This is a genomic window from Vibrio sp. qd031 (assembly GCF_002100145.1).
Lineage (GTDB): Bacteria > Pseudomonadota > Gammaproteobacteria > Enterobacterales > Vibrionaceae > Vibrio.
This window is the reverse complement of the sequence record NZ_JXQD01000024.1, coordinates 226,173-251,507: the sequence shown is the minus strand read 5'-3', so window position 1 is coordinate 251,507 and position 25,335 is coordinate 226,173. Positions and strand designations below refer to the sequence as shown.

Annotated in this window: 25 protein-coding genes, 1 tRNA gene and 1 riboswitch; of the genes, 14 read left to right on the top strand and 12 right to left on the bottom strand. The window is 46.7% G+C overall.

The window, feature by feature from the left end:
• Nucleotides 1-69: 69 nt before the first annotated feature.
• Together ST37_RS09940 and rnt are read right to left on the bottom strand one after the other, a co-directional pair.
• The gene (locus tag ST37_RS09940; protein ID WP_084885860.1) at nt 70-1,395 is read right to left on the bottom strand and encodes a Na+/H+ antiporter family protein; all 1,326 of its coding nucleotides are present in this window, start codon (nt 1,393-1,395) and stop codon (nt 70-72) included.
• Between the two features lie 71 nt (nt 1,396-1,466).
• Nucleotides 1,467-2,120, bottom strand: coding sequence for a ribonuclease T (gene rnt / locus ST37_RS09935; RefSeq protein ID WP_084885858.1), 654 nt, complete (start codon nt 2,118-2,120; stop codon nt 1,467-1,469).
• Nucleotides 2,121-2,370: 250 nt separating this feature from the next.
• Between rnt and ST37_RS09930 the strand changes: the two genes are divergently transcribed.
• Nucleotides 2,371-3,249 (top strand): OmpA family protein, encoded by an 879-nt coding sequence (locus tag ST37_RS09930; protein WP_084885856.1) that lies wholly within the window; start codon nt 2,371-2,373, stop codon nt 3,247-3,249.
• A gap of 86 nt (nt 3,250-3,335) precedes the next feature.
• Here ST37_RS09930 and gloA read toward each other — a convergent pair whose 3' ends face one another.
• The 9 genes from gloA to ST37_RS09885 all read right to left on the bottom strand — a co-directional run bounded on the left by gloA (nt 3,336) and on the right by ST37_RS09885 (nt 11,019).
• A complete protein-coding gene (gene gloA / locus ST37_RS09925; protein ID WP_084885855.1) occupies nt 3,336-3,752 on the bottom strand; it encodes a lactoylglutathione lyase in 417 nt (138 codons plus the stop codon).
• Nucleotides 3,753-3,768: 16 nt separating this feature from the next.
• A complete protein-coding gene (gene nth / locus ST37_RS09920; RefSeq protein WP_084885853.1) occupies nt 3,769-4,404 on the bottom strand; it encodes an endonuclease III in 636 nt (211 codons plus the stop codon).
• A gap of 34 nt (nt 4,405-4,438) precedes the next feature.
• Nucleotides 4,439-5,131, bottom strand: a complete 693-nt coding sequence (locus ST37_RS09915; RefSeq protein ID WP_084885852.1) for an electron transport complex subunit E — start codon at nt 5,129-5,131, stop codon at nt 4,439-4,441.
• Nucleotides 5,132-5,133: 2 nt separating this feature from the next.
• Complete coding sequence (rsxG, locus tag ST37_RS09910) at nt 5,134-5,757, bottom strand: electron transport complex subunit RsxG (protein ID WP_084885850.1); 624 nt, start codon at nt 5,755-5,757, stop codon at nt 5,134-5,136.
• Between the two features lie 5 nt (nt 5,758-5,762).
• Entirely contained in the window at nt 5,763-6,809 is a 1,047-nt protein-coding gene (rsxD, locus tag ST37_RS09905; protein ID WP_084885848.1) for an electron transport complex subunit RsxD, read from the bottom strand.
• Complete coding sequence (gene rsxC, locus ST37_RS09900) at nt 6,809-9,376, bottom strand: electron transport complex subunit RsxC (RefSeq protein WP_084885846.1); 2,568 nt, start codon at nt 9,374-9,376, stop codon at nt 6,809-6,811. Before rsxC ends, rsxD begins: the two co-directional genes overlap by 1 nt.
• A 6-nt stretch (nt 9,377-9,382) precedes the next feature.
• Nucleotides 9,383-10,000 carry an electron transport complex subunit RsxB gene (gene rsxB, locus ST37_RS09895; RefSeq protein ID WP_084885845.1) on the bottom strand — a complete coding sequence of 206 codons (618 nt, stop codon included), beginning with the start codon at nt 9,998-10,000 and terminating at the stop codon, nt 9,383-9,385.
• Entirely contained in the window at nt 10,000-10,581 is a 582-nt protein-coding gene (rsxA, locus tag ST37_RS09890) for an electron transport complex subunit RsxA (RefSeq protein ID WP_084885843.1), read from the bottom strand. The genes rsxB and rsxA overlap by 1 nt, the downstream gene beginning before the upstream one ends.
• Nucleotides 10,582-10,943: 362 nt before the next feature.
• Nucleotides 10,944-11,019: transfer RNA gene (locus tag ST37_RS09885), tRNA-Asn, on the bottom strand.
• Between the two features lie 532 nt (nt 11,020-11,551).
• Here ST37_RS09885 and uvrB point away from each other — a divergent pair.
• The 3 genes from uvrB to ST37_RS09870 all read left to right on the top strand — a co-directional run bounded on the left by uvrB (nt 11,552) and on the right by ST37_RS09870 (nt 15,394).
• Nucleotides 11,552-13,606 (top strand): excinuclease ABC subunit UvrB, encoded by a 2,055-nt coding sequence (uvrB, locus tag ST37_RS09880; protein WP_084885841.1) that lies wholly within the window; start codon nt 11,552-11,554, stop codon nt 13,604-13,606.
• Nucleotides 13,607-13,692: 86 nt separating this feature from the next.
• Nucleotides 13,693-15,057, top strand: coding sequence for a quorum-sensing sigma-54 dependent transcriptional regulator LuxO (gene luxO / locus ST37_RS09875; RefSeq protein WP_084885840.1), 1,365 nt, complete (start codon nt 13,693-13,695; stop codon nt 15,055-15,057).
• Nucleotides 15,058-15,064: 7 nt separating this feature from the next.
• Nucleotides 15,065-15,394: an Hpt domain-containing protein gene (locus tag ST37_RS09870; protein ID WP_172400972.1), complete on the top strand. Its 330-nt coding sequence runs from the start codon at nt 15,065-15,067 to the stop codon at nt 15,392-15,394.
• Nucleotides 15,395-15,419: 25 nt separating this feature from the next.
• On the opposite strand, the gene yvcK is transcribed toward ST37_RS09870, so the two are convergent.
• Nucleotides 15,420-16,316, bottom strand: coding sequence for a uridine diphosphate-N-acetylglucosamine-binding protein YvcK (gene yvcK / locus ST37_RS09865; RefSeq protein WP_084885836.1), 897 nt, complete (start codon nt 16,314-16,316; stop codon nt 15,420-15,422).
• Between the two features lie 187 nt (nt 16,317-16,503).
• Nucleotides 16,504-16,666: riboswitch (molybdenum cofactor riboswitch) on the top strand.
• On the opposite strand from yvcK, the gene moaA reads away from it, so the two are divergent.
• The 10 genes from moaA to oppF all read left to right on the top strand — a co-directional run bounded on the left by moaA (nt 16,661) and on the right by oppF (nt 25,289).
• Nucleotides 16,661-17,662, top strand: a complete 1,002-nt coding sequence (moaA, locus tag ST37_RS09860; protein WP_084886635.1) for a GTP 3',8-cyclase MoaA — start codon at nt 16,661-16,663, stop codon at nt 17,660-17,662. (Overlaps the previous riboswitch by 6 nt.)
• Nucleotides 17,663-17,685: 23 nt before the next feature.
• On the top strand, nt 17,686-18,198 hold the full coding sequence (gene moaB, locus ST37_RS09855) for a molybdenum cofactor biosynthesis protein B (RefSeq protein ID WP_084885835.1): 513 nt from the start codon (nt 17,686-17,688) through the stop codon (nt 18,196-18,198).
• 1 nt (nt 18,199) lies between these two features.
• Entirely contained in the window at nt 18,200-18,679 is a 480-nt protein-coding gene (gene moaC / locus ST37_RS09850) for a cyclic pyranopterin monophosphate synthase MoaC (RefSeq protein ID WP_084885833.1), read from the top strand.
• Nucleotides 18,676-18,930, top strand: a complete 255-nt coding sequence (moaD, locus tag ST37_RS09845; protein WP_084885830.1) for a molybdopterin converting factor subunit 1 — start codon at nt 18,676-18,678, stop codon at nt 18,928-18,930. The genes moaC and moaD overlap by 4 nt, the downstream gene beginning before the upstream one ends.
• Nucleotides 18,931-18,934: 4 nt before the next feature.
• Nucleotides 18,935-19,381: a molybdopterin synthase catalytic subunit MoaE gene (moaE, locus tag ST37_RS09840; protein ID WP_197687467.1), complete on the top strand. Its 447-nt coding sequence runs from the start codon at nt 18,935-18,937 to the stop codon at nt 19,379-19,381.
• Between the two features lie 356 nt (nt 19,382-19,737).
• Nucleotides 19,738-21,345 (top strand): ABC transporter substrate-binding protein, encoded by a 1,608-nt coding sequence (locus ST37_RS09835; RefSeq protein ID WP_084885826.1) that lies wholly within the window; start codon nt 19,738-19,740, stop codon nt 21,343-21,345.
• 102 nt (nt 21,346-21,447) lie between these two features.
• Nucleotides 21,448-22,368: an oligopeptide ABC transporter permease OppB gene (gene oppB / locus ST37_RS09830; protein WP_084885825.1), complete on the top strand. Its 921-nt coding sequence runs from the start codon at nt 21,448-21,450 to the stop codon at nt 22,366-22,368.
• A 14-nt stretch (nt 22,369-22,382) separates the two neighbouring features.
• A complete protein-coding gene (gene oppC / locus ST37_RS09825) occupies nt 22,383-23,285 on the top strand; it encodes an oligopeptide ABC transporter permease OppC (RefSeq protein ID WP_084885823.1) in 903 nt (300 codons plus the stop codon).
• Between the two features lie 24 nt (nt 23,286-23,309).
• Nucleotides 23,310-24,278, top strand: coding sequence for an ABC transporter ATP-binding protein (locus ST37_RS09820; RefSeq protein ID WP_084885822.1), 969 nt, complete (start codon nt 23,310-23,312; stop codon nt 24,276-24,278).
• Between the two features lie 3 nt (nt 24,279-24,281).
• On the top strand, nt 24,282-25,289 hold the full coding sequence (gene oppF / locus ST37_RS09815; RefSeq protein ID WP_084885820.1) for a murein tripeptide/oligopeptide ABC transporter ATP binding protein OppF: 1,008 nt from the start codon (nt 24,282-24,284) through the stop codon (nt 25,287-25,289).
• Nucleotides 25,290-25,335 lie beyond the last annotated feature (46 nt).

Genomic DNA, 25,335 nt, shown 5'->3' with positions numbered 1-25,335 from the left:
TACTAAAAAGCCGGTGTCTATCACAGATAAACACCGGCTTTCTTATTTCGTTTTCAAGCAAGTTGGTGACTACAGCACCATTGCAGCAATCCAACCAAAAATGATCAGTGGAATGTTGTAGTGAACAAATGTCGGTACAACGGTTTCCCAAATGTGTTCATGTTGACCATCTGCGTTCAATCCAGAGGTTGGGCCCAATGTTGAATCAGACGCGGGTGAACCTGCATCTCCCAGAGCCGCTGCGGTTCCGACTAGCGCGATCGTCGCCATAGGGCTAAATCCAAATGCTAACGCCAATGGGACATAGATAGTTGCGATAATTGGAATCGTTGAAAATGACGATCCAATTCCCATTGTAACAAGCAAACCCACAACGAGCATAAGTAAGGCCGCCATAGGCTTATTGTCCCCAATGGTTGTAGAAATAGTTTGCACGAGATCCTCGACACCACCGGTTTGCTTCATTACCGCAGCAAACCCAGCGGCTGCAATCATTATGAAGCCAATCATGGCCATCATATGGACGCCTTTTTGGAACACATCACTCGTTTCATTCCACTTGATCACACCACCAAAGGTGAACACCATAAAGCCAGCCAGCGCACCAATGATCATCGAGCCCGTCGATAACTGCACAGAGAGCGTTGCCGCGATGCCAATCACTGCAATTAAGATGTTTCTCTTGTTGATGTGTTTAGGATCGGTGTCGACCTCAGTGAGCTCCGTTGGCGCGTAATCGCGTGGTTTACGATAAGTAATAAAAATGGCTATTAGCAGGCCAGTTAACATGCCTAACCCAGGAAGTAGCATTGCCATAGGTACTTGGCTTGCTGTGACGCCTTCTAGACCGTTGGCGGTAAGATTAGCAAGAAGAATGTCGTTGAGGAAGATGCCACCAAAGCCGATAGGTAGCAACATGTAAGGTGTCACCAAACCAAAGGTGAGCACGCAAGCTACCGCGCGGCGATCAAGACGTAACTTTGCAAATACAGCCAGTAGAGGTGGAACTAAAATGGGAATAAAGGCGATATGCACAGGAATAACATTTTGTGACGACATGGTCACCAGAATTAATGCAATCAAGACGGTGTACTTAAGACCCATAGTGGCACCGTTGTGCTCTTCACCATGAATTTTTTTGATAACAGACTGTGCAAGAAGGTCGGTGATGCCGGAGCGCGAGATAGCTACGGCAAATGCACCAAGCATGGCATAGCTTAGGGCAATGGTAGCCCCTCCACCTAAACCGCTTTCAAAGGCTGAAACAGTATCGGTTAGGCCCATGCCTGCGATAAGACCACCCACAAGGGCGCTGAAGGTAAGTGCGACGACAACGTTTACACGCATAATAGCGAGTAATAGCATCACACAAACGGATATGACGACAGGATTCATAATGGTAATTTCTTTGTTGTGTTGTAGTTCGTAAGCGAACGTTATTTTTTTAGTTAATCAGCGCAGTGCTGTTAAGACTCGGTTTTTTGCTCTTGCAAAGGCCAGCCACCCAAGGCTTTCCATTTGTTGACGATAATACAAAACAGCTCGGCGGTTTTGAGCGTATCGTACAACGCAGAGTGGGCTTCTTTGTTATCAAAATCCATACCAGCAGTTCGACACGCTTTTGCTAGTACAGTTTGACCAAATGCAAGACCACTGAGAGCCGCGGTATCGAACGTGGCAAACGGGTGGAACGGAACTCGTTTGAGTTTGCAGCGTTGATTAGCAGCATTAACAAAGCTGAGGTCAAAAGTCGCATTATGAGCCACCATAATTGCACGACTGCAATTGGCGGCTTTTTGCTCTTTACGAACCAGCTTATAGATTTCCTTCAATGCTTCCTCTTCAGAAACAGCGCCTCGTAGGGGGCTAAAAGGGTCTTTAATGCCATTAAAATCAAGCGCTTCTTGTTCGATATTGGCGCCTTCAAAAGGCTCAACATGAAAATGAATGGTCGAAGCAGGATGCAAATCGCCGTTGTCGTCCATGGCTAAAGTGACCGCACAAATTTCGAGCAGTGCATCACCCTGGGCATTAAATCCAGCAGTTTCTACATCGATAACTACCGGAAAATAGCCTCTAAATCGGCTTTTTAGCGTCAACGCTTCGTTTTCTGAACTCATGTGAACTCTAATTGATGAAGAACTGGCGCATTATTGCAGAAAGTGGCAGATGAAAAAACACATTCGTACTGTTTTTAAAGAATATTAAACGTTGGCGAGATAATTGCTTAGCAAATACAGACAAACCACAGAATTAAAGTGAAAACCTGTCTTTTGATGAAATACTGCACAAGTTTGGCATCAGTTGGTCGATAAAATAATAAAGAAGTGATCAGAGGGCAATTGATTGCCGTCGAATGAAGGTACAAAAATGAAGAAAAGGATACTGGCCGCAGTCATTGCAGCCATAGGCAGCACCCAATTTGCTTATGGCTCGCATGCGCAGTTTATCGCAAAACCAGAGCGCTCAGAATGGATGATGGTCGCAAACTCACCATTGGAGTGCCGCTTAGTGCATCCCATTCCAGGATTTGGGCAAGCTGAATTTTCTTCTCATGCCAGTAAAAAAATTAACCTCGATTTTGAACTCAAGATGCATCGCCCAATGGGGAGTACCGAGAATGTGTCACTGATCTCGATGCCGCCGCAATGGCAGCCTGGTGTGCGCGCCATGACGATGGAGCAGCTTAAGTTTTATCAACAGTTTGACGGTTATGTTGGCGGACAAACTGCGTGGAGCATGATGTCGGAGCTCGGTGTTGGTCGTGTTCCGACGTTTACTTTTAGAGATTGGCATGCACAAAGTCAGAGTATTCAAGTTGGCTTGTCTCCGGTTCGTTTTAAGCTGCCCTATGAAGCATTCAGTATGTGCGTGAGTAATTTGCTGCCATACACCTTTGAAGATATTGCTTTTACGATACTCCATTACAATCGTAACAGCGACTCACTTAACAAAGCGTCAGAGAGACGCCTTTCTCAAATTGCAGAATACATTCGGTATAATAAGGACATTGATTTGGTGCTGGTCGCCACTTATAGCGATAGCAGTGGTGAAAAGGACGAGAATCAAAGCCTAACCGAGCGCCGAGCACAAGTATTGCAAAACTATTTTAAATCGATTGGGTTAGATGAAAACCGAATTGAAGTGCAAGGCTATGGTGAACGTAGACCTATCGCCGATAATGCGTCACCGATTGGTAAGGACAAGAACCGCCGGGTAGTGATCTCTTTAGGTAGAAGCAACGTGTAGTAGGTTATCTAACACTTGCTAACTGTTTAGATATAAAAAGGCGATCGCTGACAACAGCGATCGCCTTTTTTGTAACGATATTGCGGTTAGCCGTCTAGGCCTGCAGTCGCACTTTTGTTTTGAATCAACTCAATTTTGTAGCCGTCTGGGTCAGTAACAAAAGCAATATGCGTGCTGCCACCTTTAACCGGGCCAGGTTCGCGAGTCACATTGCCACCGGCCGCTTTAATTGCCTCACAGGTCGCGTAGATATCGTCGTAACCAATGGCGATATGGCCGTAGGCATCACCCAAATCGTACTGAGTTGTGCCCCAGTTGTAGGTAAGCTCGATAACTGCGCCTTGGCTTTCGTCACCAAAGCCGACAAACGCAAGCGTATATTCGTATTCGCTGTTTTCATTTTGACGAAGCAGCGTCATACCCATAACGTCAGTGTAAAAACGAATAGAGCGGTCAAGATCGCCCACTCTTAGCATGGTATGTAAAACTCGAGGTGTAGTCATAACTTTGTCCTTAGGATTAAACGTCAGTTTTTTCTTTATATTCACACAAATCTTCGATGAGGCAACTTCCACAACGAGGCTTTCTCGCCACGCAGGTATAGCGACCGTGGAGTATCAACCAATGATGCACATCAAGCTTAAACTCTTTGGGAACCACTTTTAGCAGCTTCTGTTCAACATCATCAACGGTTTTACCCATGGCCAGTTTGGTTCGATTTGACACACGGTAAATGTGGGTGTCGACTGCAATCGTTGGCCAACCAAAAGCGGTGTTGAGAACCACGTTAGCGGTTTTTCGGCCAACGCCTGGCAGTGCCTCTAGTGCGGCTCTGTCTTCAGGAACTTCACCATTATGTTTGTCCAGCAGTATCTGGCAGGTTTTGATGGTGTTTTCGGCTTTGGAGTTAAACAGCCCAATGGTTTTTATAAACTCTTTAAGCCCGTCAACGCCCAAGTCGAGAATACCCTGTGGTGTATTGGCAATAGGATATAGCTTGTCGGTGGCTTTATTGACACTGACATCGGTTGCCTGAGCAGACAACAATACCGCAATCAGCAGCTCGAAGGGCGATGACCAGTTCAGCTCTGTTTGTGGCTTTGGGTTGTTTTCTCTTAGTCGCTCTAAGATCAAGCGTCGCTTATCTTTGTTCATAATCCATTACGCACGGTGTAGTAGTAGTTAGTGACTAGGCGTTGGTGACACGTGCCCGAGTGATTTCTGGCTTTTGCTGTTTAGGCTGACGCAAGCTTGCACGATGATCGGTCCAATTTTTGAAGGCGATAATAAATCCGACAGCAATAAAGGCTCCTGGTGGCAGTAACGCGAGTAGGAAGTTACTGTCGACACTGAATAACTCAATGCGCAATACGCTCGCCCATTCGCCCAGCAAACGGTCCGCGCCATCAAACAGAGTACCATTACCCAATACTTCTCGAATGCCGCCCAGCAATACGAGCACGCTGGTCATGCCCATACTCATCCAAAAACCGTCAATGGCAGAAGGTAACACTGGATTTTTTGCCGCGTAGGCTTCTGCGCGTCCAATGATGATGCAGTTGGTTACAATAAGTGGAATAAAAATGCCCAGTGACTGATACAGTTCGTACGTGAAGGCGTTCATTAGAATTTGAACGCAAGTCACCAGCGCAGAGATGACCATCATAAAAACAGGCAGTCGAACATCTTTGGGAACGTAATGACGAACCAACGAGACCACGACATTCGAGCCAACCAATACAAACATTGTCGCAAGGCCTAGACCCAATGCGTTGGCCACTGACGAGGAAACCGCCAGCAACGGGCACAGCCCCAAAAGCTGCACCAATACAGGGTTGTTCTTCCACATGCCGTTGACAAACAGTGTCTTATTTTCAGTCATGTCTACTCTCCACAGCTTGGCGCTTGGTTTATGATGGCCAACTGGTTTTCTTGTACATAGGCTAGCGTATTTTTAACGGCTTGAACAACCGCTCGCGGCGTGATGGTTGCACCAGTAAATTGATCGAACTCACCGCCGTCTTTTCTTACTTGCCATTGGGCGTGATTGTCGTCGGTCAATTGCTTACCGTTGAAGCTTAGGATCCAATCGGACACTCGAGTATCTATTTTATCGCCTAACCCTGGAGTTTCTTGGTGTGACAACACGCGGGTCCCGAGAATTTCACCTTGCATGCTGATCCCGGTGATCAATGTAATTTTGCCGTTATAGCCGTTCGGTGCGACCGACTCCACCGCCATGGCAACAGGTTCATCCTGTTTGGTGGCAATGTAGGCTGGCAGCGTTTCACTGCCAAGCCTTGGATCGCTGAGCAGGACACAGCTGCTGTAGAGCGGATTGTCGTATAATTGGGGATCAATCACTTGGTCTAACGTTCGTTGAAGCTGTTTCTTTTCTTGTTCCGCGATGCGATCGGCAGTGAGGTGATGCGTGACGGCAACCAGTCCAGTCGAGGCAAAAGCAAATACAGCAAGCGTGGCACCATTTTTTTTAATTGCTTGAAACATAATGATTAATGCCCGTAAGTTTTTGGTCTGGTGTAGTAATCGATAAGCGGTACACACATGTTTGCCAATAGTACGGCAAACGCAACCCCGTCTGGATACCCACCCCAAGTGCGTATGATGTAAACCATTGCGCCAACAAAGGCGCCAAAGACAATTCGGCCTCGTACTGTGGTGGCGGCCGAAACGGGATCAGTGGCAATAAAGAACGCGCCAAGCATGGTCGCACCAGAAAGTAGGTGCATTATTGGACTCACACTTGCGTCTGGATTGGCTATCATGCCGATGGTGCTAAAAACAAAAAGGCTGGCTAGCATCGCGACAGGTATGTACCACTGAATCACTTTTTGCTGGATGAGCAATAAACCGCCGGCTAGATAGAGCAAGTTGATCCATTCCCAACCAAGCCCTGCAAGCGATCCAAAAATGGGTGACGCTTTAATTTCTTGGGACAGCATCTGATTGGCCAAATCGGTTTTAAAGGTGTCGAGTGGGGTCGCCATACTGACTCCGTCAACACCGGTTCTTAGCTGCTGTAACGAAAAGCCATTTCCATCAAACCCGGTAAAGATCAACTGCAATGCATCCGCAAACGAATAGTCGACGGGCATGATTGAGGTGGGCGATAACCAACTGGTCATTTGCAGCGGGAATGAAATAAGCAAGACAACGTAGCCCACCATTGCCGGGTTAAACAAGTTGTTGCCTAGTCCACCATATAGATGTTTGGCGATAACAATAGCGAAAAACAGGCCGATAACCAGTATCCACCATGGCGCTAGGGGAGGGATGGCCACGGCCAGTAGCCAGCCTGTTAATAAGGCGGAGCCATCACGAAGTGCGGCTTTCGGCGAACGTTTTCGCAATACCATGACCAGCGATTCGAAGATGACCACTAACAAAAGTGCCCAAATAAGCTGTATTGCTGTGCCCCATCCGAAAAAGTACAGTTGCGCTAGCAGTCCTGGAATCGCAGCCAACATAACCCACAACATCATTTGAGTGGTCGAGCGATGTTTCGCAATATGGGGTGAGCTAGTTACAAAAAAAGCCATTAGCTTTCATCCTTTTGCTGTTTTGCGAGTTTACGGGCCTTCGCTCTAGCAACGGGCGCTGCAACGGCTGCTTGCTTGTCGGTTTTGTTGTCCGAGTCTTTTGATGCGGTGTCTATTTGGCTGTCGGTCACTTGTGGATTCGCGTCCGCTTGCGCTGCTTTTCGAGCTTTTGCACGAGCAACGGCTGCCGCGACCGCATCTTTTTTATCGGTTTTGTTTGCGGAGTCTGACGCTGCTAGGTCTTTATAACTCTCATCCACTTGTTGATTCGCGTCCGCTTGCGCTGCTTTGCGAGCTTTCGCACGAGCAACCGCCGCAGCGACGGCATCTTTCTTATCGTCTTTGTTGGCGGAGTCTGACGCTGCTAAGTTTTTATCACTCTCAGCCACTTGTTGGTTTGCGTCCGCTTGCGCTGCTTTGCGAGCTTTCGCGCGAGCGACTGCTGCCGCGACTGCATCTTTCTTATCGTCTTTGTTGGCGGAGTCTGACGCTGCTAAGTCTTTGTCACTCTCAGCCACTTGTTGGCTCGCGTCCGTTTGCGCTGCTTTGCGAGCTTTCGCGCGAGCGACTGCTGCCGCAACCGCATCTTTTTTATCGGGTTTGTTGGCTGTGTCTGTCGCTGCTGAGACTTTATCACTCTCAGCAACTTGTTGGTTCGTGTCCGCTTGAGCTGCTTTGCGAGCTTTCGCTCTAGCGACGGCAGCAGCAACCGCAGGATTCGCAGCCTTAGTTGTACTGTTATCCGCAGTGGCGTCGCCATCTTTTTGCGCAGCTTTACGCGCTTTAGCCCGCGCAACGGCAGCCGCTACTGCGTCATTGCTAGAGCTTGATGGGCTGTTGTCACCATTATTGTCGCCAGTTGTCGCCTTCTCGGCGCGTTTTTGGCGAGCTTGCTGCTTGCGCTCTTCGCGCAATTTCATCATTTCGCTGTTGTCTGGATGAGCAGAGTTTTGAGCTTGTGCTTCCGCTTGTTTGGCCTTAGCACGGGCTATTGCTGCTGCAACTGCTGGTTTCTTTTCGGTTGTCGTTGCCGCGTCTTGCTTACCCTTTACTCGAGCAATGGCCGCGGCAATTGCGTCATCACCACCACTTTGTGCTGCGGCTTGCTTACGCGCCTCTGCGGCTTTGCGATGTTTCTCTTCTCGTTCTTGTTTATCGCGCTCTAATCGAAGTTTGCGGTCTTCAAAACGCTGTTTGGCGCGCTCTGCCGACTCGACTTCAATACGCTGAATACGGATCTCGCTTTTCGCTTGACGGTAGTAATGCACAAGAGGGATATTACTCGGACATACAAATGCACACGCACCACACTCAATACAATCGTTGATGTTAAGCTCTTCGCATTTGTCCAAGTTACTGTCTTTGGCATGCCATTGTAGCTCTTGCGGCAGTAGGCGCGCGGGGCAAACTTCTGCGCATTGGCCACAGCGAATGCAGGCCAGTTCTTGTTCTTGCTGCGCCAGCTCTTTGACCGTTGCACCTAACAGGCAGTTGGTGGCTTTGCTGATTGGGATATCTAAATGCGGCAACGCAAACCCCATCATTGGGCCACCCATAATTAGTTTTTGCTTAGGCGCAGGCTGATAGTCCAGTTTTTCGACCACAGTACGAATGGACGTACCCAGCGGGATCCAGTAGTTTTGAGGCTTGGGAAATGCCTTTCCTGTAACGGTAACAACACGCTCAACCAATGGCGAACCATTCACTACGGCTTGTTGAATCGCGAACATGGAGCCGACATTATGCATGACAACACCAATATCGGCAGGTATCCCTTTTGAAGGCACTTGCATGCCGGTCAAAATTTCAATCAGCTGCTTTTCACCACCTGACGGATACTTTGTCGGGATCACTCGGATCACTAAATCGCTGTCTACGGCGGCTTTTTCTAGTGCGGATATTGCCTCAGGCTTATTATCCTCGATACCGATGATCACCAGTTCTGGGCTGAGCAAGTGAGTGACGATGTCAATTCCGGCGATAATTTCGTTTGCATGCTCACGCATCAAGGTATCGTCTGCGGTAATGTACGGCTCGCACTCAGCCGCATTAATGATGAGTACCTTGGTTTTGGCCATCGCGGATTCAATTTTGCGCGCAGTGGGGAAACCGGCACCACCAAGCCCCGACACACCAGCGCTGCGGATCTTGTCGATTAATACTTGTTGGTCGAGTTTGGTGTAGTCAGGGCAGGGTTCGCGTTCGACCCATTGCTCTTTATGATCGTTTTTGATGACCACACACATATCCATCAACCCAGAAGGGTGGGCAATGGTTCTTTGTTCGATAGCAATAACGGAACCAGATACGGTCGCGTGTACTGGTAACATGAGTCCGCTGGTATATCGGGTTAAAGGTTGCCCTTTTAGCACGTCGTCACCCACAGACACCAGCAATTCACCGGCTTTACCAATGTGCTGCTTAATCGGAATGACCACATGGTCACTGGCCGCTAAGCGACCGATCGGCGACTGATTCGATTGCTGTTTATTTTGGGTAGGGTGCACCCCTCCATGAAAGTCCCATAGACGACCTTGTTCAATCACATGTAATAAAGTGTTGTTCATGGAGTTTTAACTCGTTTTCTCTAATTCGGGTTTATCGTCAGCGTTAACGTCTTTTTCTACTTTGTCTGGCGAATCCGCCACATTGACGATAGGAATCGCATCCAGTTGCCACTTCCACGTATCGGGCGTGGTTTTTACCGGGATCATTTCAATGCAGTCCGTTGGACAAGGAGCGACACATAAATCACACCCAGTACAAAGATCCTCGATAACAGTATGAAGCGCTTTGGTGCCGCCAGCGATGGCGTCGACCGGACAGGCCTGAATACATTTGGTACAACCGATGCACATATCTTCATGAATAAAGGCAACCCGCTTGGTATCGTCCAACTCGTGTGCTGATTCTACGGCTTCCACACCCATTAGCTCAGCGAGCTTTTCGATAGTGGCTTGGCCGCCAGGGGGACACTTATTGATTTCGTCGCCGTTAGCAATAGCTTCTGCGTAAGGTCTGCATCCAGGATAACCACATTGCCCACACTGTGTTTGCGGCAAAATGGCGTCAATTTCGTCTACGATGGGGTCAGAGTCGACCTTAAATTTGATCGATGCAAAGCCAAGCAGTGCGCCAAATAGCGCGGCAAGAATGACAAAAACGATAACGGCGATGATGATGGTGGTCATTATATTTTCACCAACCCAGTAAAGCCCATAAACGCCAGCGCCATCAAACCCGCGGTGATCATCGCAATGGACGCACCTTTGAACGGCATTGGCACATCGGCCGCGGCGATACGTTCGCGCATGCTAGCAAATAGGATCAACACCAGTGAGAAGCCTACGGCAGCGCCAAACCCATATATGATCGATTCGATGAAACTGTGGTTTTCGTTCACGTTCAGTAACGCGACCCCCAACACCGCACAGTTGGTGGTGATGAGTGGCAGGAAAATACCGAGTAAACGATATAACGTTGGGCTGGTTTTGTGCACCACCATTTCGGTAAATTGAACAACCACAGCGATCACCAAAATAAAACTCATGGTGCGCAAATATTGAATACCCAAAGGTGCAAGGATGTAGTTCTCAACGAGATAGGCACTAATAGAGGCAATCGTAAGCACGAAGGTCGTCGCAAGCCCCATACCTATTGCAGTTTCGAGCTTGTTGGAGACGCCCATAAACGGGCAGAGGCCTAAAAATTTGACCAACACGAAGTTGTTCACCAGCACTGTGCCAATCAACAACAACAGATATTCACTCATAATGGTTTGTCATTTCACTCCGTAGAACTGGTTATTATCCTGATTTAGTGTAGTAATAACAACAACAAACTGGCTAAGGGTATCTTGGCTGAGTGAAAATGAGGCTAAGTAATGCAGAATTGAGTTTACGAGCCCAATTTAGGTAGGGTCTGTAAGCATTCTACGTCCTAGAATGTCATAGAGAAGCAGGCTGTAGGATTGGTACTTTCGACTCACGCTTTGAATAGTGCTTCATCGTAATCTGAGATTTAACCGATCCGACATGGCAGGCGTTTTCGCTTGTGGTGCATTCACTGAACACAGCTAAATAACTACTGACCAGAAACGAGAAAGCCCCAGTCTTTCGACTAGGGCTTTGAAGTTGGCTCCCCCTGCAAGACTTGAACTTGCGACATACGGATTAACAGTCCGCCGTTCTACCAACTGAACTAAGGGGGAATTGCGTTAGCGGGATGCATATTACTTTCGGCCCTAGATTGTGTCAACACAGAAAATAAAAAAATGGATCCGTTTGGTGTTTTTTTATTCGAATCGGGCAGTCAATATGTAAGTGGTCCGCTTTGCAGCCCTTATAGAAAAAGGGCTAACTTTAGTTATCCACCATTTTTGTGGATAACACTGTGTGTACTTCGGGGTAACTTAAAAAGTTATCCACAGGCGAAATATTGCAAAATTGAATATTAGAGTGAAAGCCCATATATAACAGAGTATTGCATCGAAAAAATGCGATTTGTTTGAACTTCGGGATATACCGTAAAAGGCTTCAAGCACCTGATTGGTGTGTCAGAATAGTGTCAATTTGGGGAAAACCAGTGGATGAAATCGTTTGGCTTATATTGGCAATTTCTCGCGGGCTGAAAAATATACCAAATTCATCACCTGTTTGCTACTGTTTATTTATCCATTAATTGTTGATTCTAACCGTAAATCTAAGCAGAATAAGCCGTCAAATTTGTAGGGAGTGAGATAAATGAACAGCAGTGAAATAGATCGCCTTGGTAAACAGTTTGAAGTTGTCTCTAAATACCAACCAGCAGGGGATCAACCTACCGCTATCGCACAGCTTTGCGATGGACTGGATTCTGGTTTAGCTCACCAAACACTGTTAGGGGTAACGGGCTCGGGTAAAACATTTACCCTAGCGAACGTTATAGCTAAAGCGGCTAGGCCTACTATTATTCTTGCTCCAAATAAAACACTCGCGGCACAGCTCTACGGAGAAATGAAGAGTTTCTTTCCTAACAATGCTGTTGAGTATTTTGTCTCTTACTACGACTACTATCAGCCAGAAGCTTATGTTCCTACCACCGACACCTTTATAGAAAAGGATTCGTCGGTTAACGCCCATATCGAACAGATGCGTTTGTCTGCAACAAAGGCATTACTTGAGCGTAAAGACGCCATTATTGTTGCGTCTGTATCGGCGATTTATGGTTTGGGCGATCCTGACTCCTATTTAAAAATGATGCTTCACCTGCGTCGAGGCGATATGTTAGACCAACGTGCGGTTTTGCGTCGACTGGCCGAGTTACAATATAGCCGCAATGATATGGCGTTTGAACGTGGTCAATTTAGGGTGCGAGGTGAGGTTATCGACATCTACCCTGCAGAATCTGAACATGAAGCGGTGCGCCTAGAAATGTTCGATGGTGAAGTTGAGCGGATTAGTACGTTTGATCCACTAACCGGTGCCATCATTACCAGTGATCTGCCGAGATACACGATCTACCCCAAAACTCACTATGTCACACCGCGAGAAAAGCTGCTCGATGCCATTGAAGATATTAAGCGTGATCTTAAAGAGCGACAAACCTATTTGTTAGAGAATAACAAACTGTTGGAAGAGCAACGGATAACTCAACGTACTCAATTCGACATTGAAATGATAAACGAGCTGGGCTTTTGCTCGGGTATCGAAAACTACTCCCGTTACTTGAGCGGTCGTGAGGAAGGCGAGCCGCCACCGACCTTATTTGATTACTTACCAGCAGACGGTCTGTTGGTTATTGACGAGTCGCACGTTACCGTGCCGCAAATAGGCGCTATGTATAAAGGCGATAGATCACGAAAAGAAACCTTGGTTGAGTATGGGTTTAGATTGCCTTCAGCTCTCGACAATCGACCAATGAAGTTTGAAGAGTTTGAGTCTATTGCCCCACAAACTATCTTTGTTTCTGCAACACCTGGCGCGTATGAACTGGAAAAAAGTGCTGGTGAAGTTGCGGATCAAGTGGTGAGGCCGACTGGGTTGTTGGATCCGGTTCTTGAAGTGAGACCGGTAGCCACTCAAGTAGATGACCTGTTGTCTGAAATAAGGAAGCGCAGCGCCATTGATGAGCGCGTATTGGTGACCACGTTAACCAAACGTATGGCGGAAGACCTCACGGAATACTTAGACGAGCATGGTGTTCGAGTACGTTATTTACACTCTGATATCGACACGGTTGAGCGTGTGGAGATTATTCGTGATCTTCGCTTAGGCGAGTTTGATGTGTTGGTCGGTATCAACCTACTTCGTGAGGGGTTAGACATGCCCGAAGTATCGTTGGTGGCCATTCTCGATGCCGATAAAGAGGGCTTTTTACGCTCAGAACGTTCGCTTATACAAACCATTGGTCGCGCCGCTCGTAACTTGGCTGGTAAAGCGATTTTGTATGGCGACCGCGTCACCAAGTCAATGCAAAAGGCGATGGATGAAACCAACCGCCGCCGTGAAAAACAGCAAGCGCATAATTTAAAACTTGGTATTGAACCACAAGCATTGGCCAGAAACGTAAAGGACATTATGGAGCTTGGGGACATTACCGCCAGTAAAGGCAAAAAAGCATCCAAGGTGGTGCCATTGTCGAAAGTGGCAGAGCCTCAATCCGAGTACGCGTTGTTGTCGCCACAAGAGCTGGAAAAAACCATGCAACAGTTGGAAGAGCAGATGTATCAGCACGCTCAAAACTTAGAGTTTGAAGAGGCGGCAGCGAAACGAGACCAACTAGATATCCTGAAAAAACAATTCATTACGAATAGTTAGGCGTCACCTTTTATAGCATATCGTGTTGTAGCATCTCGAAAGATGGTGCAGAATACTTAAATAATAACTAAACTTTTGTCCTACTTATGTCAGATGCTGCCCCCTACGTGCTGATGGTTGAGGATACTCAATCTGTCGCGCTGCTATACAAGTCCTATCTCACCCCGCTGGAGTTAGACACCCAGGTGGTTGGTCATGGTGCCGAAGCCCTTATTGAGGTCAACAAGCGCCAGCCTGACCTGGTGTTATTGGATTTGCGCCTTCCTGATATGGAAGGGATGCAAGTGCTCAAATCTATTAAGGCCAGTCATCCCGAGGTGCCTATCGTGGTCATGACTGCGCATGGTTCTATCGAGACTGCGGTTGAAGCGATGCGGTTAGGTGCGGTGGACTTTTTGGTTAAGCCATGTGAAGCCGATTCGCTTCGCGTACTGGTAAACAATATTCTTCGGAGTTATCGCCAGCAAGAGTTGAGCGATGCGACTGAGGTTCGCTATCAAGGATTTGTGGGACGCAGTGACAATATGCAACAGGTGTATCGCACCATTGACTCAGCGTCAAATTCAAAAGCCAGCATATTTATAACTGGAGAAAGTGGTACGGGTAAAGAGGTGTGTGCTGAAGCGATCCATGCCGCGAGTAAACGAAGTACCAAACCTTTTATCGCGATAAATTGCGCGGCCATTCCGAAAGATCTGATCGAGAGTGAGCTGTTTGGACACATTAAAGGCGCCTTTACTGGCGCAGCAACCGATCGTCAAGGGGCGGCAGAGTTAGCCGATGGCGGCACGCTATTTCTCGATGAAATCTGTGAGATGGATTTAGATCTGCAAACCAAACTGCTGCGATTTATTCAGACTGGTAGTTTTCAAAAAGTCGGCTCTTCACATTTGCATACTGTCGATGTTCGATTTGTGTGCGCAACCAATAGAGACCCATGGCTAGAAGTGACAGAAGGGCGCTTTAGAGAAGATTTGTATTATCGCCTTTACGTTATCCCACTGCATTTGCCACCGCTGCGTGAACGAGATGGCGACGTCATTGATATTGCTTACTCGTTGCTCGCATTTATGGCGCGAGAAGAAGAGAAAGAATTTATTCAGTTTACTCAACAAGTCATCGATCTCTTCAAGCGTTATCCTTGGCCTGGAAACGTGCGACAACTTCAAAATGTGATCCGTCATGCGGTAGTGTTGTATCAAGGGCAAGAGATTACGATCCCAATGCTGCCACCACAGTTACAGCAATTTGCTGAATCAGAGGGCAGCGGTGAGATGCAAAGCACGCACAATGATAACGTCGAGCCTCTCTGGATCACCGAGAAGAAAGCCATTGAACACGCTATTGAAAAGTTCAATGGCAACGTAAATAAAGCCGCGACCTCACTAGAAGTGAATCCATCAACTCTATACCGAAAAATCAAACAATGGCAGTCGATGAATCATGAATGATCGATCTATGTTAGTTTTAAACCCTAAAGCACTTGATAAAATGAAAACGGATGTGGGTGAAGCGCATTTGCCAGTGTTGTTAGAATGCTTTATTGGTGAGTTGGAAGAGTACATTGTGTTGCTTAATCGCACTGACAATAGTGACAAAATTTGCGCCGATATCAGCCACTCGTTAAAGAGCAGTGCAGCAAGTTTTGGTGCGGATGCACTGTTACAGATAGCGATTCAAATCGACACTGCGGTCAAACGTAATCAGACCATTTGCAGTCAGAAAACAAAAGCCAAACTCATTGCCTCACTGGAATCAACGCTGGCAGAATACCAGCGCTATTTGTGAACCGTTTATTTACACGAAAAGGTATCTAGCTAAATATTCGCGCTTCAATCGCAACTTGTAGTTTTTCTCTGTCATGGCGCCAATCGCGATTAGACGACGCAAGATCTGTTTTTAAGTAATGCCAAGCCTGAACCACTTCATCCTCGGTACCAGGCCCGATAATGGTATCAATTTTTCTTCCTCTGCAAGCCCGTTCACACCATTCTAATTTCTGTTTAAAGGTCATTTTACCTGCCGGCCCAAACTCGGGGGAAAGGTTCTCCACAAATATCAGTTCTGCATTGGTATTTAGTGCAATCGCCTTTGCCAATGTTGGCAGAAGAAGAGGAGGCATGATGCTCGTTAAAAAGCTGCCAGGACCCAAAATTATAGTATCGGCTTGCGCTATTTTCTCAATGGCTTCTTGAGTTGCGGGCACTTCAGGTTCAATGTCCAACATCTGCAGTTCATCGCTCATTTCATCAACGCTGGTTTCGCCTCTTACCCAACGCCCGTCTTTCGACAATGCACATAAGTCAGCAGGGTGTTCCGTCATTGGAAGAATGTTCACATCGACTTTAAGAAACTCACGGATCAAATTCACCGCCGCCAATGGGCGAACGGACATGTTATCCAGTGCTGCTAATATCAAGTTCCCTAAGTTGTGTCCATCAAGCTCACCGGCACCTTTAAAACGATATTCAAACATCATTGAGTTAATGGATGGTTCGGTAATCAGCTGATTGATGCAGTTACGCATATCTCCCCATGCGATGCCACCTTGGCAATGACGAATACGACCGGTAGAACCGCCATCGTCTGTGGTGGCCACAATCCCGGTAGCATTGTTCCCAAAGTTTTGCAGAGCTGCGAGCATTCTGCCAAGTCCATGTCCGCCACCAATGGCGACGACATGCTTTTCAGTGTAAGGATTGTGACGCATCGTATTTTGACTCTTTGACTATAATTAAGATGGTCTCGATATTATGAGGTCAAAAAAGCATGCAGGATAATGTATTTGCCACAAACTTTACACAAAGCACATTATTCGATTGAAAAGTGTTAAGGCTGAAGCTTACTGATAGCAACAGTTACAATTTTTAGGTATCGTGTGCTTTCATGACAAGCCTGCTTGTCGATAACTCCGAGCCCAATATTCTACGTTATGAAAGATGAATATGAATATTGCGCCGTGATGCTCACCAGCAATGTTGGAATTATGACGCATCACCAGGGTCATTCTAGAAATGGACTGGCCTCCCGTATTTGGAAAGGTGTTTTGTGAACATTGAACAAACTGTCGAACCGGTCTTACAAGACAGGTTCAAACGTCGTTTTTTGTATTTAAGGTTGTCGATCACTGATGTGTGCAATTTTAAGTGCAAATATTGCCTACCCGATGGGTATCGGCCAAACGGCACCAAAAACTCTTCTTTTTTACAACTCGATGAAATTCAGCGAGTGGTCTCTGCGTTTGCCCAGTGTGGGACGAACAAAGTTCGCATCACAGGCGGAGAGCCATCCTTACGTAAAGACTTTACCGAAATAATTGCCAGCGTAGCTCAAACCAAGGGCATAGAAAAAGTAGCAACCACCACAAACGGCTACCGTATGGCCGAACACGTTGCGCAGTGGCGCGATGCTGGGTTGACCCACATTAACGTGAGTGTGGACAGCTTGGATTCCAATCAATTTAACGCCATTACCGGGCAAGACCGCTTTAAGCAAGTGATGTCGGGTATCGACCGCGCCTTCGAGGTGGGGTTTAAACAAGTTAAAGTGAACACCGTGTTAATGAAGGACTTAAACGACTATAGCTTGCCTCAGTTTTTAGATTGGATTAAGCATCGCCCAATTCAACTGCGTTTTATTGAGTTGATGCAAACGGGTGAAATGAATGATCTATTTGCACGCCACCACGTCAGTGGCGTCAGTATTCGCAATAGACTCATTGCCCAAGGTTGGTTGCTAAAAAGTCGTCAAGCTAACGATGGTCCAGCACAAGTGTATTACCACCCCGACTACCTCGGCGAGATAGGTTTGATCATGCCGTACGAAAAAGGCTTTTGCAGCAGCTGTAATCGGCTTCGCGTTTCGGCGATGGGAAAGCTGCATTTGTGCTTATTTGGTGAAGGTGGATTGGACTTACGGCATCTGCTTACCAACGATGACGATCAACCGGCGTTAATTGAATTTATTCAACAGCAATTAGAAACGAAAAAAGTCAGCCATTTTCTTGATCAGGGTAATAGTGGGGCAACGCCTCACCTTGCTTCTATTGGCGGCTAGAACATTATTAATAAAGGAATACCATGGGACACGCAAACTCACCATTTCGACCAGCTAATATTGCAGTACTGACTGTATCTGACACCCGCACAGAAGAGACGGATACGTCTGGCGGTTACCTAGCCGACTCGCTCAAGGAAGCAGGACACAACCTCGCGGATAAGCAGATAGTGATCGATGACAAATATAAGATCAGAGCAATTGTGTCTTCGTGGATCGCCAATGAGTCTATTGAAGCCATCCTTATTACAGGTGGCACTGGATTCACCCAGCGCGATACTACGCCAGAAGCTATTTCTGTGTTGTTCGACAAGCAAGTCGAAGGCTTTGGAGAGCTATTTAGACACGTTTCATACGAAGAAATTGGTACGTCAACCATCCAATCTCGTGCATTGGGCGGCTTTGCAAACAATACCGTGATTTTTGCGATGCCTGGTTCAACAGGTGCCTGCAAAACCGGTTGGACAAAAATTATCAAGATGCAACTGGATGCAAGCCAGAAGCCGTGTAACTTCATGCCACATATTGGACAGTAATATGACGCAGTTTACTCATATTAATAGCTCAGGCGATGCTCATATGGTCGATGTCTCTGAAAAGGTAGAGACAGCCAGAGAAGCGAGAGCCGAAGCCTACCTTAAAGTCTCTCCTGCAACACTGTCGATGATCCTCGAAGGTCGTCATCATAAAGGTGATGTGTTTGCTACTGCGCGCATTGCGGCTATTCAGGCTGCAAAACGCACTTGGGACCTGATCCCATTGTGTCATCCTTTAATGCTGAGCAAAGTCGAAGTTGATTTGAGTGTTGATGAAGTGACGCAACGAATCCACGTGCAAACGCTGTGTAAACTCAGTGGCAAGACAGGCGTCGAGATGGAGGCGCTCACCGCAGCCTCAGTAGCGGCGCTGACTATTTATGACATGTGTAAAGCCGTACAGAAAGACATCGTTATCGAGCAAGTGCGCTTGGTCGAAAAGGTGGGTGGAAAATCAGGACATTTTAAGGTGGGCGCATGATTAACGTACTTTACTTTGCAAAAACCCGAGAAATCATTGGCAAGATGTCAGACAGCGTCTCATTGGAGCAGTTGGACAGCGCTACCGCAGAAAGTGTGCGTAGTCATTTACTCACAAAGAGTAAGGCGCATGAGCGCGCATTGGGCACAGAAAACCTTCTAGTGGCTGTAAACCAAACTATGGTACCAATGAGCACCAAAATCGCCCAAGGTGACGAAGTCGCGTTTTTTCCGCCTGTTACAGGTGGCTAATATGATTGATATTAGAGTCCAACAGCAAGATTTCGACCTGGGGGCCGAGTATTCCAACATAGCCGATGATACAGCGGTTGGTGCTGTCGTGAGTTTTGTTGGCAAGGTTCGCGACATGAACCTAGGGCAGGGTGTGACTTCTTTGAATCTAGAGCATTACCCTGGCATGACAGAGAAAGCGCTGCATGCGATTGCCGAGCAAGCGATAGAGCGTTGGGAGCTGCAGCGAGTGCTGATTATTCATCGAGTCGGCTTAATGCAGACCGGCGAACAGATCGTATTAGTGATCACCAGCAGTGCGCATAGGGGTCAATGCTACGACGCTAACGAGTTCATCATGGACGCGCTAAAATCCAAAGCCCCTTTTTGGAAAAAAGAGTGCACGGACAGCGGCGAGCACTGGATTGAGCAACGTCAAAGTGACCGCGATGCACTGCATAAATGGGAATGAATACTCGTAAATAAACCTCATAAATGATTTTTTATTTAAGGCCTGGAACACCCACCAGGCCTTTCTTCTACCACTAAAGTGATACCCATCAAATTTTCAAGTAAAAATCTAGGCCAGAATAGGGTTAAGTGTGCATTAAATAGTCATAAAGGCTAAAAAATTGATGTAGACGAAAATTTAGAACATGCAATACGACTTTTTTATGGCAAATTACTTCAAGGCTTGCTAAGTTGTGCCGCATCTTTGCGACAATTTATGTTTTTTTTCGTTATTTATAACTGAAAAATGTAAAGGGCTTACCGTTCTAGCCATCGCAGAGAAGACATGGATGCAAAATTACAACTTGGAGTTAATGCATGTACAAAATGAATAAAATCACTAGTGCTCTTCTAATGGGCGCAAGCTTGTCACTAGCGTTTAACGCTGCAGCAGCAGAAAATCTAGCCGAAAAACAAGAGCTAGTACGTGGTAACGGTACTGAAGTTGCTACAATCGACCCACACAAATCTCAAGGTGTTCCAGAGTCTCACGTAATTCGTGACCTTCTTGAAGGCCTAGTAAACCAAGATGCAGACGGCAAAACCATTCCTGGCGTTGCGACTTCTTGGGAAACTGAAGACAACAAAACTTTCGTTTTCAACCTACGTAAAGACGCAAAATGGTCTAACGGCGACCCTGTTACAGCAGGCGACTTCGTATACTCTTTCCAACGCGCTGTAGACCCAGCAACTGCGTCTCCGTACTCTTGGTACATGGAATACACCAAGATGGAAAACGCGAAAGACATCATCGCGGGTAAAAAAGACAAGAGTGAGCTAGGTGTTCGTGCTATCGACGATCACACTCTAGAAGTGAAACTGACTACTGCAGTTCCTTACTTCGTAATGATGACTGGTCACACTACAATGAAGCCAGTTCACCAAGCGACTGTTGAGAAGTACGGTGACCAATGGACTCGTCAAGAGAACTTCGTTGGTAACGGCGCATTTAACGTTGGCAACTGGGTTGTGAACGAGCGTCTAGAGCTTGTACGTAACGAAATGTACTGGGACACGGCTAACACCAAACTGACTAAAGTTACTTTCCTTCCTATCGAAGACCAAGTATCTGAAATGAACCGTTTCCTATCTGGCGAAATCGACTTCACGTCATCTCTTCCTACAGAGCACTTTAAGCGTCTGAAGAAAGAGTACCCAGAGCAGGTTTCTGTAGAAGGTTCACTATGTACTTACTACTACCAGTTCAACTCGAAGAAAGCGCCGTTTGATGATGCTCGCGTACGTAAAGCCGTGTCTTACGCTATCGACCGTCAAATCGTAACTGACGCTCTTCTAGCTCAAGGTCAAAAACCCGCTTACTTCCTAACGCCTGAAATCACTGCGAACTTTAACCCAGAGATGACTGCGTACGGCAAACTAACGCAGAAAGAACGTGATGCACAAGCAGCGGAACTTCTTGCAGAAGCCGGTTACGGTCCAAGTAACCCACTTAAATTCACTCTTCTTTACAACACTTCAGAGAACCACAAGAAAATCGCGGTTGCTCTAGGTTCTATGTGGAAGAAGCTAGGTCTTGAAGTTGTACTTGAAAACCAAGAGTGGAAAACGTACCTACAGACTAAAGACGAAGGTAACTTCGAAATTGCTCGTGCAGGTTGGTGTGGTGACTACAACGAAGCGTCATCTTTCCTAACGCTAATGGTTTCTGCTAACACGACCGGTGGCCAACACTGGGGTAACGCAGAGTACGATGCACTTATCGAGAAAGCACTAAACTCTACTTCTGAAGAAGAGCGTACTGCAATCTACCTGGAAGCTGAACGCCTAATGGCTGAAGAAATGCCAATCGCGCCTATCTACCAATACGTACGTTCACGTCTGCTATCTCAGCAAGTTGGTGGCTTCCCAGCTAACAACGCTGAAGAAAAGATCTACTCTAAAGATCTTTATATCCTAGCTAAGTAATCCTTAGCAAAAAAAACAATAATATACAGGCCTGCATGTGCTTTAGCACATGCAGAGCCTTTGTTTTAACTTTAAATACTGTCACAGACTGGAAGTGGATTTATGTTTAGATTCATTATGAAACGTATACTGGAAGCCATCCCAACTATGTTGGTGTTGATCACGGTATCATTCTTTCTTATGCGCTTTGCTCCTGGTAGCCCGTTTTCAAGTGAGAAAACGCCGCCACCAGAAGTACTGGCTAACATTGAAGCGAAATACGGCTTAGACAAGCCAGTATTCGAGCAATACACCTCTTATTTATTAAACGTGATGCAAGGCGACTTTGGTCCTTCATTCAAATACGTTGACCGCACGGTAAACGAATTGATTGGTAGCCACTTCCCTGTGTCATTGAAAGTGGGCTTTATCGCCTTCATTTTTACCGTTATTCTCGGGGTCAGTGTCGGCACGGTTGCCGCGCTCCGGCAAAACACTAAGCTCGACTACTTCATAATGTCGACCGCGATGGTCGGGGTGGTATTACCCTCATTCGTTCTTGCCCCAACGCTGATTTACATTTTCGCGCTAAACCTCAAGTGGCTACCAGCAGGTGGTTGGTTTGATGGAAGCTGGCAGTACATCATTTTGCCTGTTATCGCGATGTCACTGCTGTACGTAGCAACCTTTGCTCGTATTACCCGTGGTTCAATGATTGAGACGTTAAACAGTAACTTCATTCGTACTGCTCGCTCAAAAGGATTGAGCTACCCATACATCGTTGTTAAGCACGCGCTGAAGCCAGCACTGCTTCCAGTTGTTTCTTACATGGGGCCAGCGTTCGTAGGTATCATCACCGGCTCGGTTGTTGTAGAAACCGTATTTGGTCTTCCTGGTATTGGTAAGTTGTTCGTCAACGCTGCCTTTAACCGTGACTACTCACTAGTAATGGGTGTAACCATCTTGATTGGTTTCCTGTTTATTCTCTTCAATGCAATTGTCGACGTACTTCTCGCTGCGATCGATCCGAAGATTCGTTACTAATAGGGGACTGAATAATGTTAGCGAAAAAATCTACAGTAGAAGCCGTAGAAAAGTTCTCTGAAAATTTAGAGATCGAAGGCCGTAGCCTTTGGACTGATGCGCGTATTCGTTTTATGCGCAACAAAGCGGCAATGGTAAGTCTATTTATTCTAGTGCTAATGACACTAGCAGTCACTTTTTTACCGATGTTCTCACAATACACTTATGACGACACAGACTGGTACGCACTGCACGTGGCCCCGTCTATGGAACACTTATTTGGTACCGACAGCCTGGGTCGTGACGTCTATGTACGTACGCTTGTAGGTGGCCGCATCTCGATGATGGTAGGTGTACTAGGCGCATTTGTAGCGGTATTAATTGGTACGCTTTACGGCGCAACCTCTGGCTTTATTGGCGGCCGTGTTGACCGTGTGATGATGCGTATTCTCGAAATCCTTTACGCTGTTCCATTTATGTTCTTAGTTATCGTTTTGGTGACCTTCTTTGGACGTAACATCGTGCTTATCTTTGTCGCCATCGGTGCCATTGCATGGCTAGATATGGCGCGTATCGTTCGTGGGCAGACTCTTAGCTTAAGAAACAAAGAGTTTATCGAAGCGGCCTACGTGGGTGGTGTGAGTAACTGGAAAATCATTACTCGTCACATCGTTCCAAACGTACTGGGTATTGTTGCGGTTTACTCAACGCTGCTGATCCCAAGCATGATTTTGACGGAATCTTTCCTATCATTCCTAGGTCTTGGCGTTCAAGAGCCGATGACAAGCTGGGGTGCATTGATGAGTGAAGGTGCGAAAACAATGGAGATTGCTATTTGGCAGCTCGGTTTCCCAACCGCATTCATGGTTATCACCCTATTTTGCTTTAACTTTGTCGGCGATGGTCTGCGCGATGCGCTGGATCCAAAAGACAGATAATAAGAATAATAAGGGAAGCAAGTAATGACTAATTTATTAGATGTAAAAGACCTGAGAGTAGAATTTACCACTCAAGACGGCATGGTAACGGCAGTTAACGACCTTAACTTCTCGCTAAAGCCAGGTGAAACACTGGGTATCGTAGGTGAGTCAGGTTCTGGTAAGTCTCAAACTGTATTTGCCATCATGGGCCTACTGGCCAAAAACGGTATTATTTCTGGTAGTGCGAAGTTTGAAGGAAACGAAATCCTCAACTTACCAGAAAAAGAGTTAAACAAAGTTCGTGCCGAACAGATCGCAATGATCTTCCAAGACCCTATGACGTCACTGAACCCTTACATGAAAGTAAGCGATCAGTTGATGGAAGTACTTATGCTGCATAAAGGCATGAGCAAGGCGGAAGCGTTTGAAGAATCTGTTCGCATGCTTGAAGCGGTTAAGATCCCAGAAGCTCGTAAGCGTATTACAATGTATCCGCACGAATTTTCTGGCGGTATGCGTCAACGTGTCATGATTGCAATGGCGCTATTGTGTCGTCCAAAACTGCTTATTGCCGACGAACCAACGACAGCATTGGACGTGACCGTTCAGGCGCAGATCATGGATCTACTTGTCGAACTTAAAGATGAATTTAACACTGCTATCATCATGATCACCCACGATTTGGGTGTGGTTGCAGGCTCTTGTGACAAAGTGCTTGTGATGTACGCAGGCCGTACCATGGAGTACGGCAGTGTGGATGACATTTTCTATCGTCCAAGCCACCCATACGCAGAAGGACTGCTTAAAGCGATTCCGCGTTTGGATACTGAAGGTGAGATCTTGCCGACCATCCCAGGCAACCCACCAAACTTGTTACGTCTACCACCAGGTTGTCCTTACCAAGATCGTTGTCACCGTGTGACCGATCGTTGTAAGTCGGAGTCTCCGATTTTGACGCCGTTTGGTGTTAACCGTCAACGTGCTTGTTTTTCAGATCATGAGGCTTGGTAAGTTATGAATGCGCCATTGAATGTAGATAAAAAATTAATGTTGGACGTTAAGGATCTTAAAGTCCATTTCGACATCGCTTCGAAGTCTGCTTGGCCTTGGTCTAAGCCTTCAAAGTTAAAAGCAGTAGACGGCGTAAACGTTCGTCTATACGAAGGTGAAACCCTCGGTGTAGTAGGTGAGTCTGGTTGTGGTAAGTCGACGTTTGCTCGCGCCATTATCGGCTTGGTTGAAGCAACAGAAGGTGAAGTGGTTTGGCTTGGCCAAGACTTAACCAAAATGAAAGCTCTTGAGCGTCGTGAAACGCGTAAAGACATGCAAATGATTTTCCAAGATCCTTTAGCCTCTCTTAACCCGCGTATGAACATCGGTGACATCATCGCTGAGCCGTTGATTACCTTTTACCCACGCCTCACTAAAGATGAAGTGAAAGCGCGAGTGAAGGCGATGATGGACAAAGTAGGTCTGCTGCCGAACGTTATCAACCGTTACCCACACGAATTCTCTGGTGGCCAGTGTCAGCGTATCGGTATTGCTCGTGCTCTTATCCTAGAGCCTAAGATGATCATCTGTGACGAACCTGTATCGGCGTTGGATGTGTCCATTCAGGCGCAGGTGGTTAACCTTCTTAAAGAGCTTCAAACAGAGCTTGGACTTAGTTTGGTATTCATCGCCCACGATTTGTCAGTGGTTAAGCACATCTCTGATCGTGTGTTGGTTATGTACCTAGGTAATGCGGTAGAGCTTGGTGAAGCAAAAGAGATTTTTGCCGAGCCAAAACACCCTTATACCCGTGCATTGATGTCAGCGGTTCCGATCCCGGATCCTGAAATTGAGCGCAATAAGAAGATTGAAATGCTAGAGGGTGATCTGCCTTCTCCAATCAATCCTCCTTCGGGCTGTGTATTCCGTACACGCTGTCCTAAGGCAACTGAGTTGTGTGCACAAGAAATTCCTACTCTTAAAGGGTCGGATAAGCACGCGGTCTCTTGTTTACACGTAGAAATGGTGTAATAGGCGCAAGCCAAAGTTCAGCCTGTGACGGGCTTAAGCGCGATTC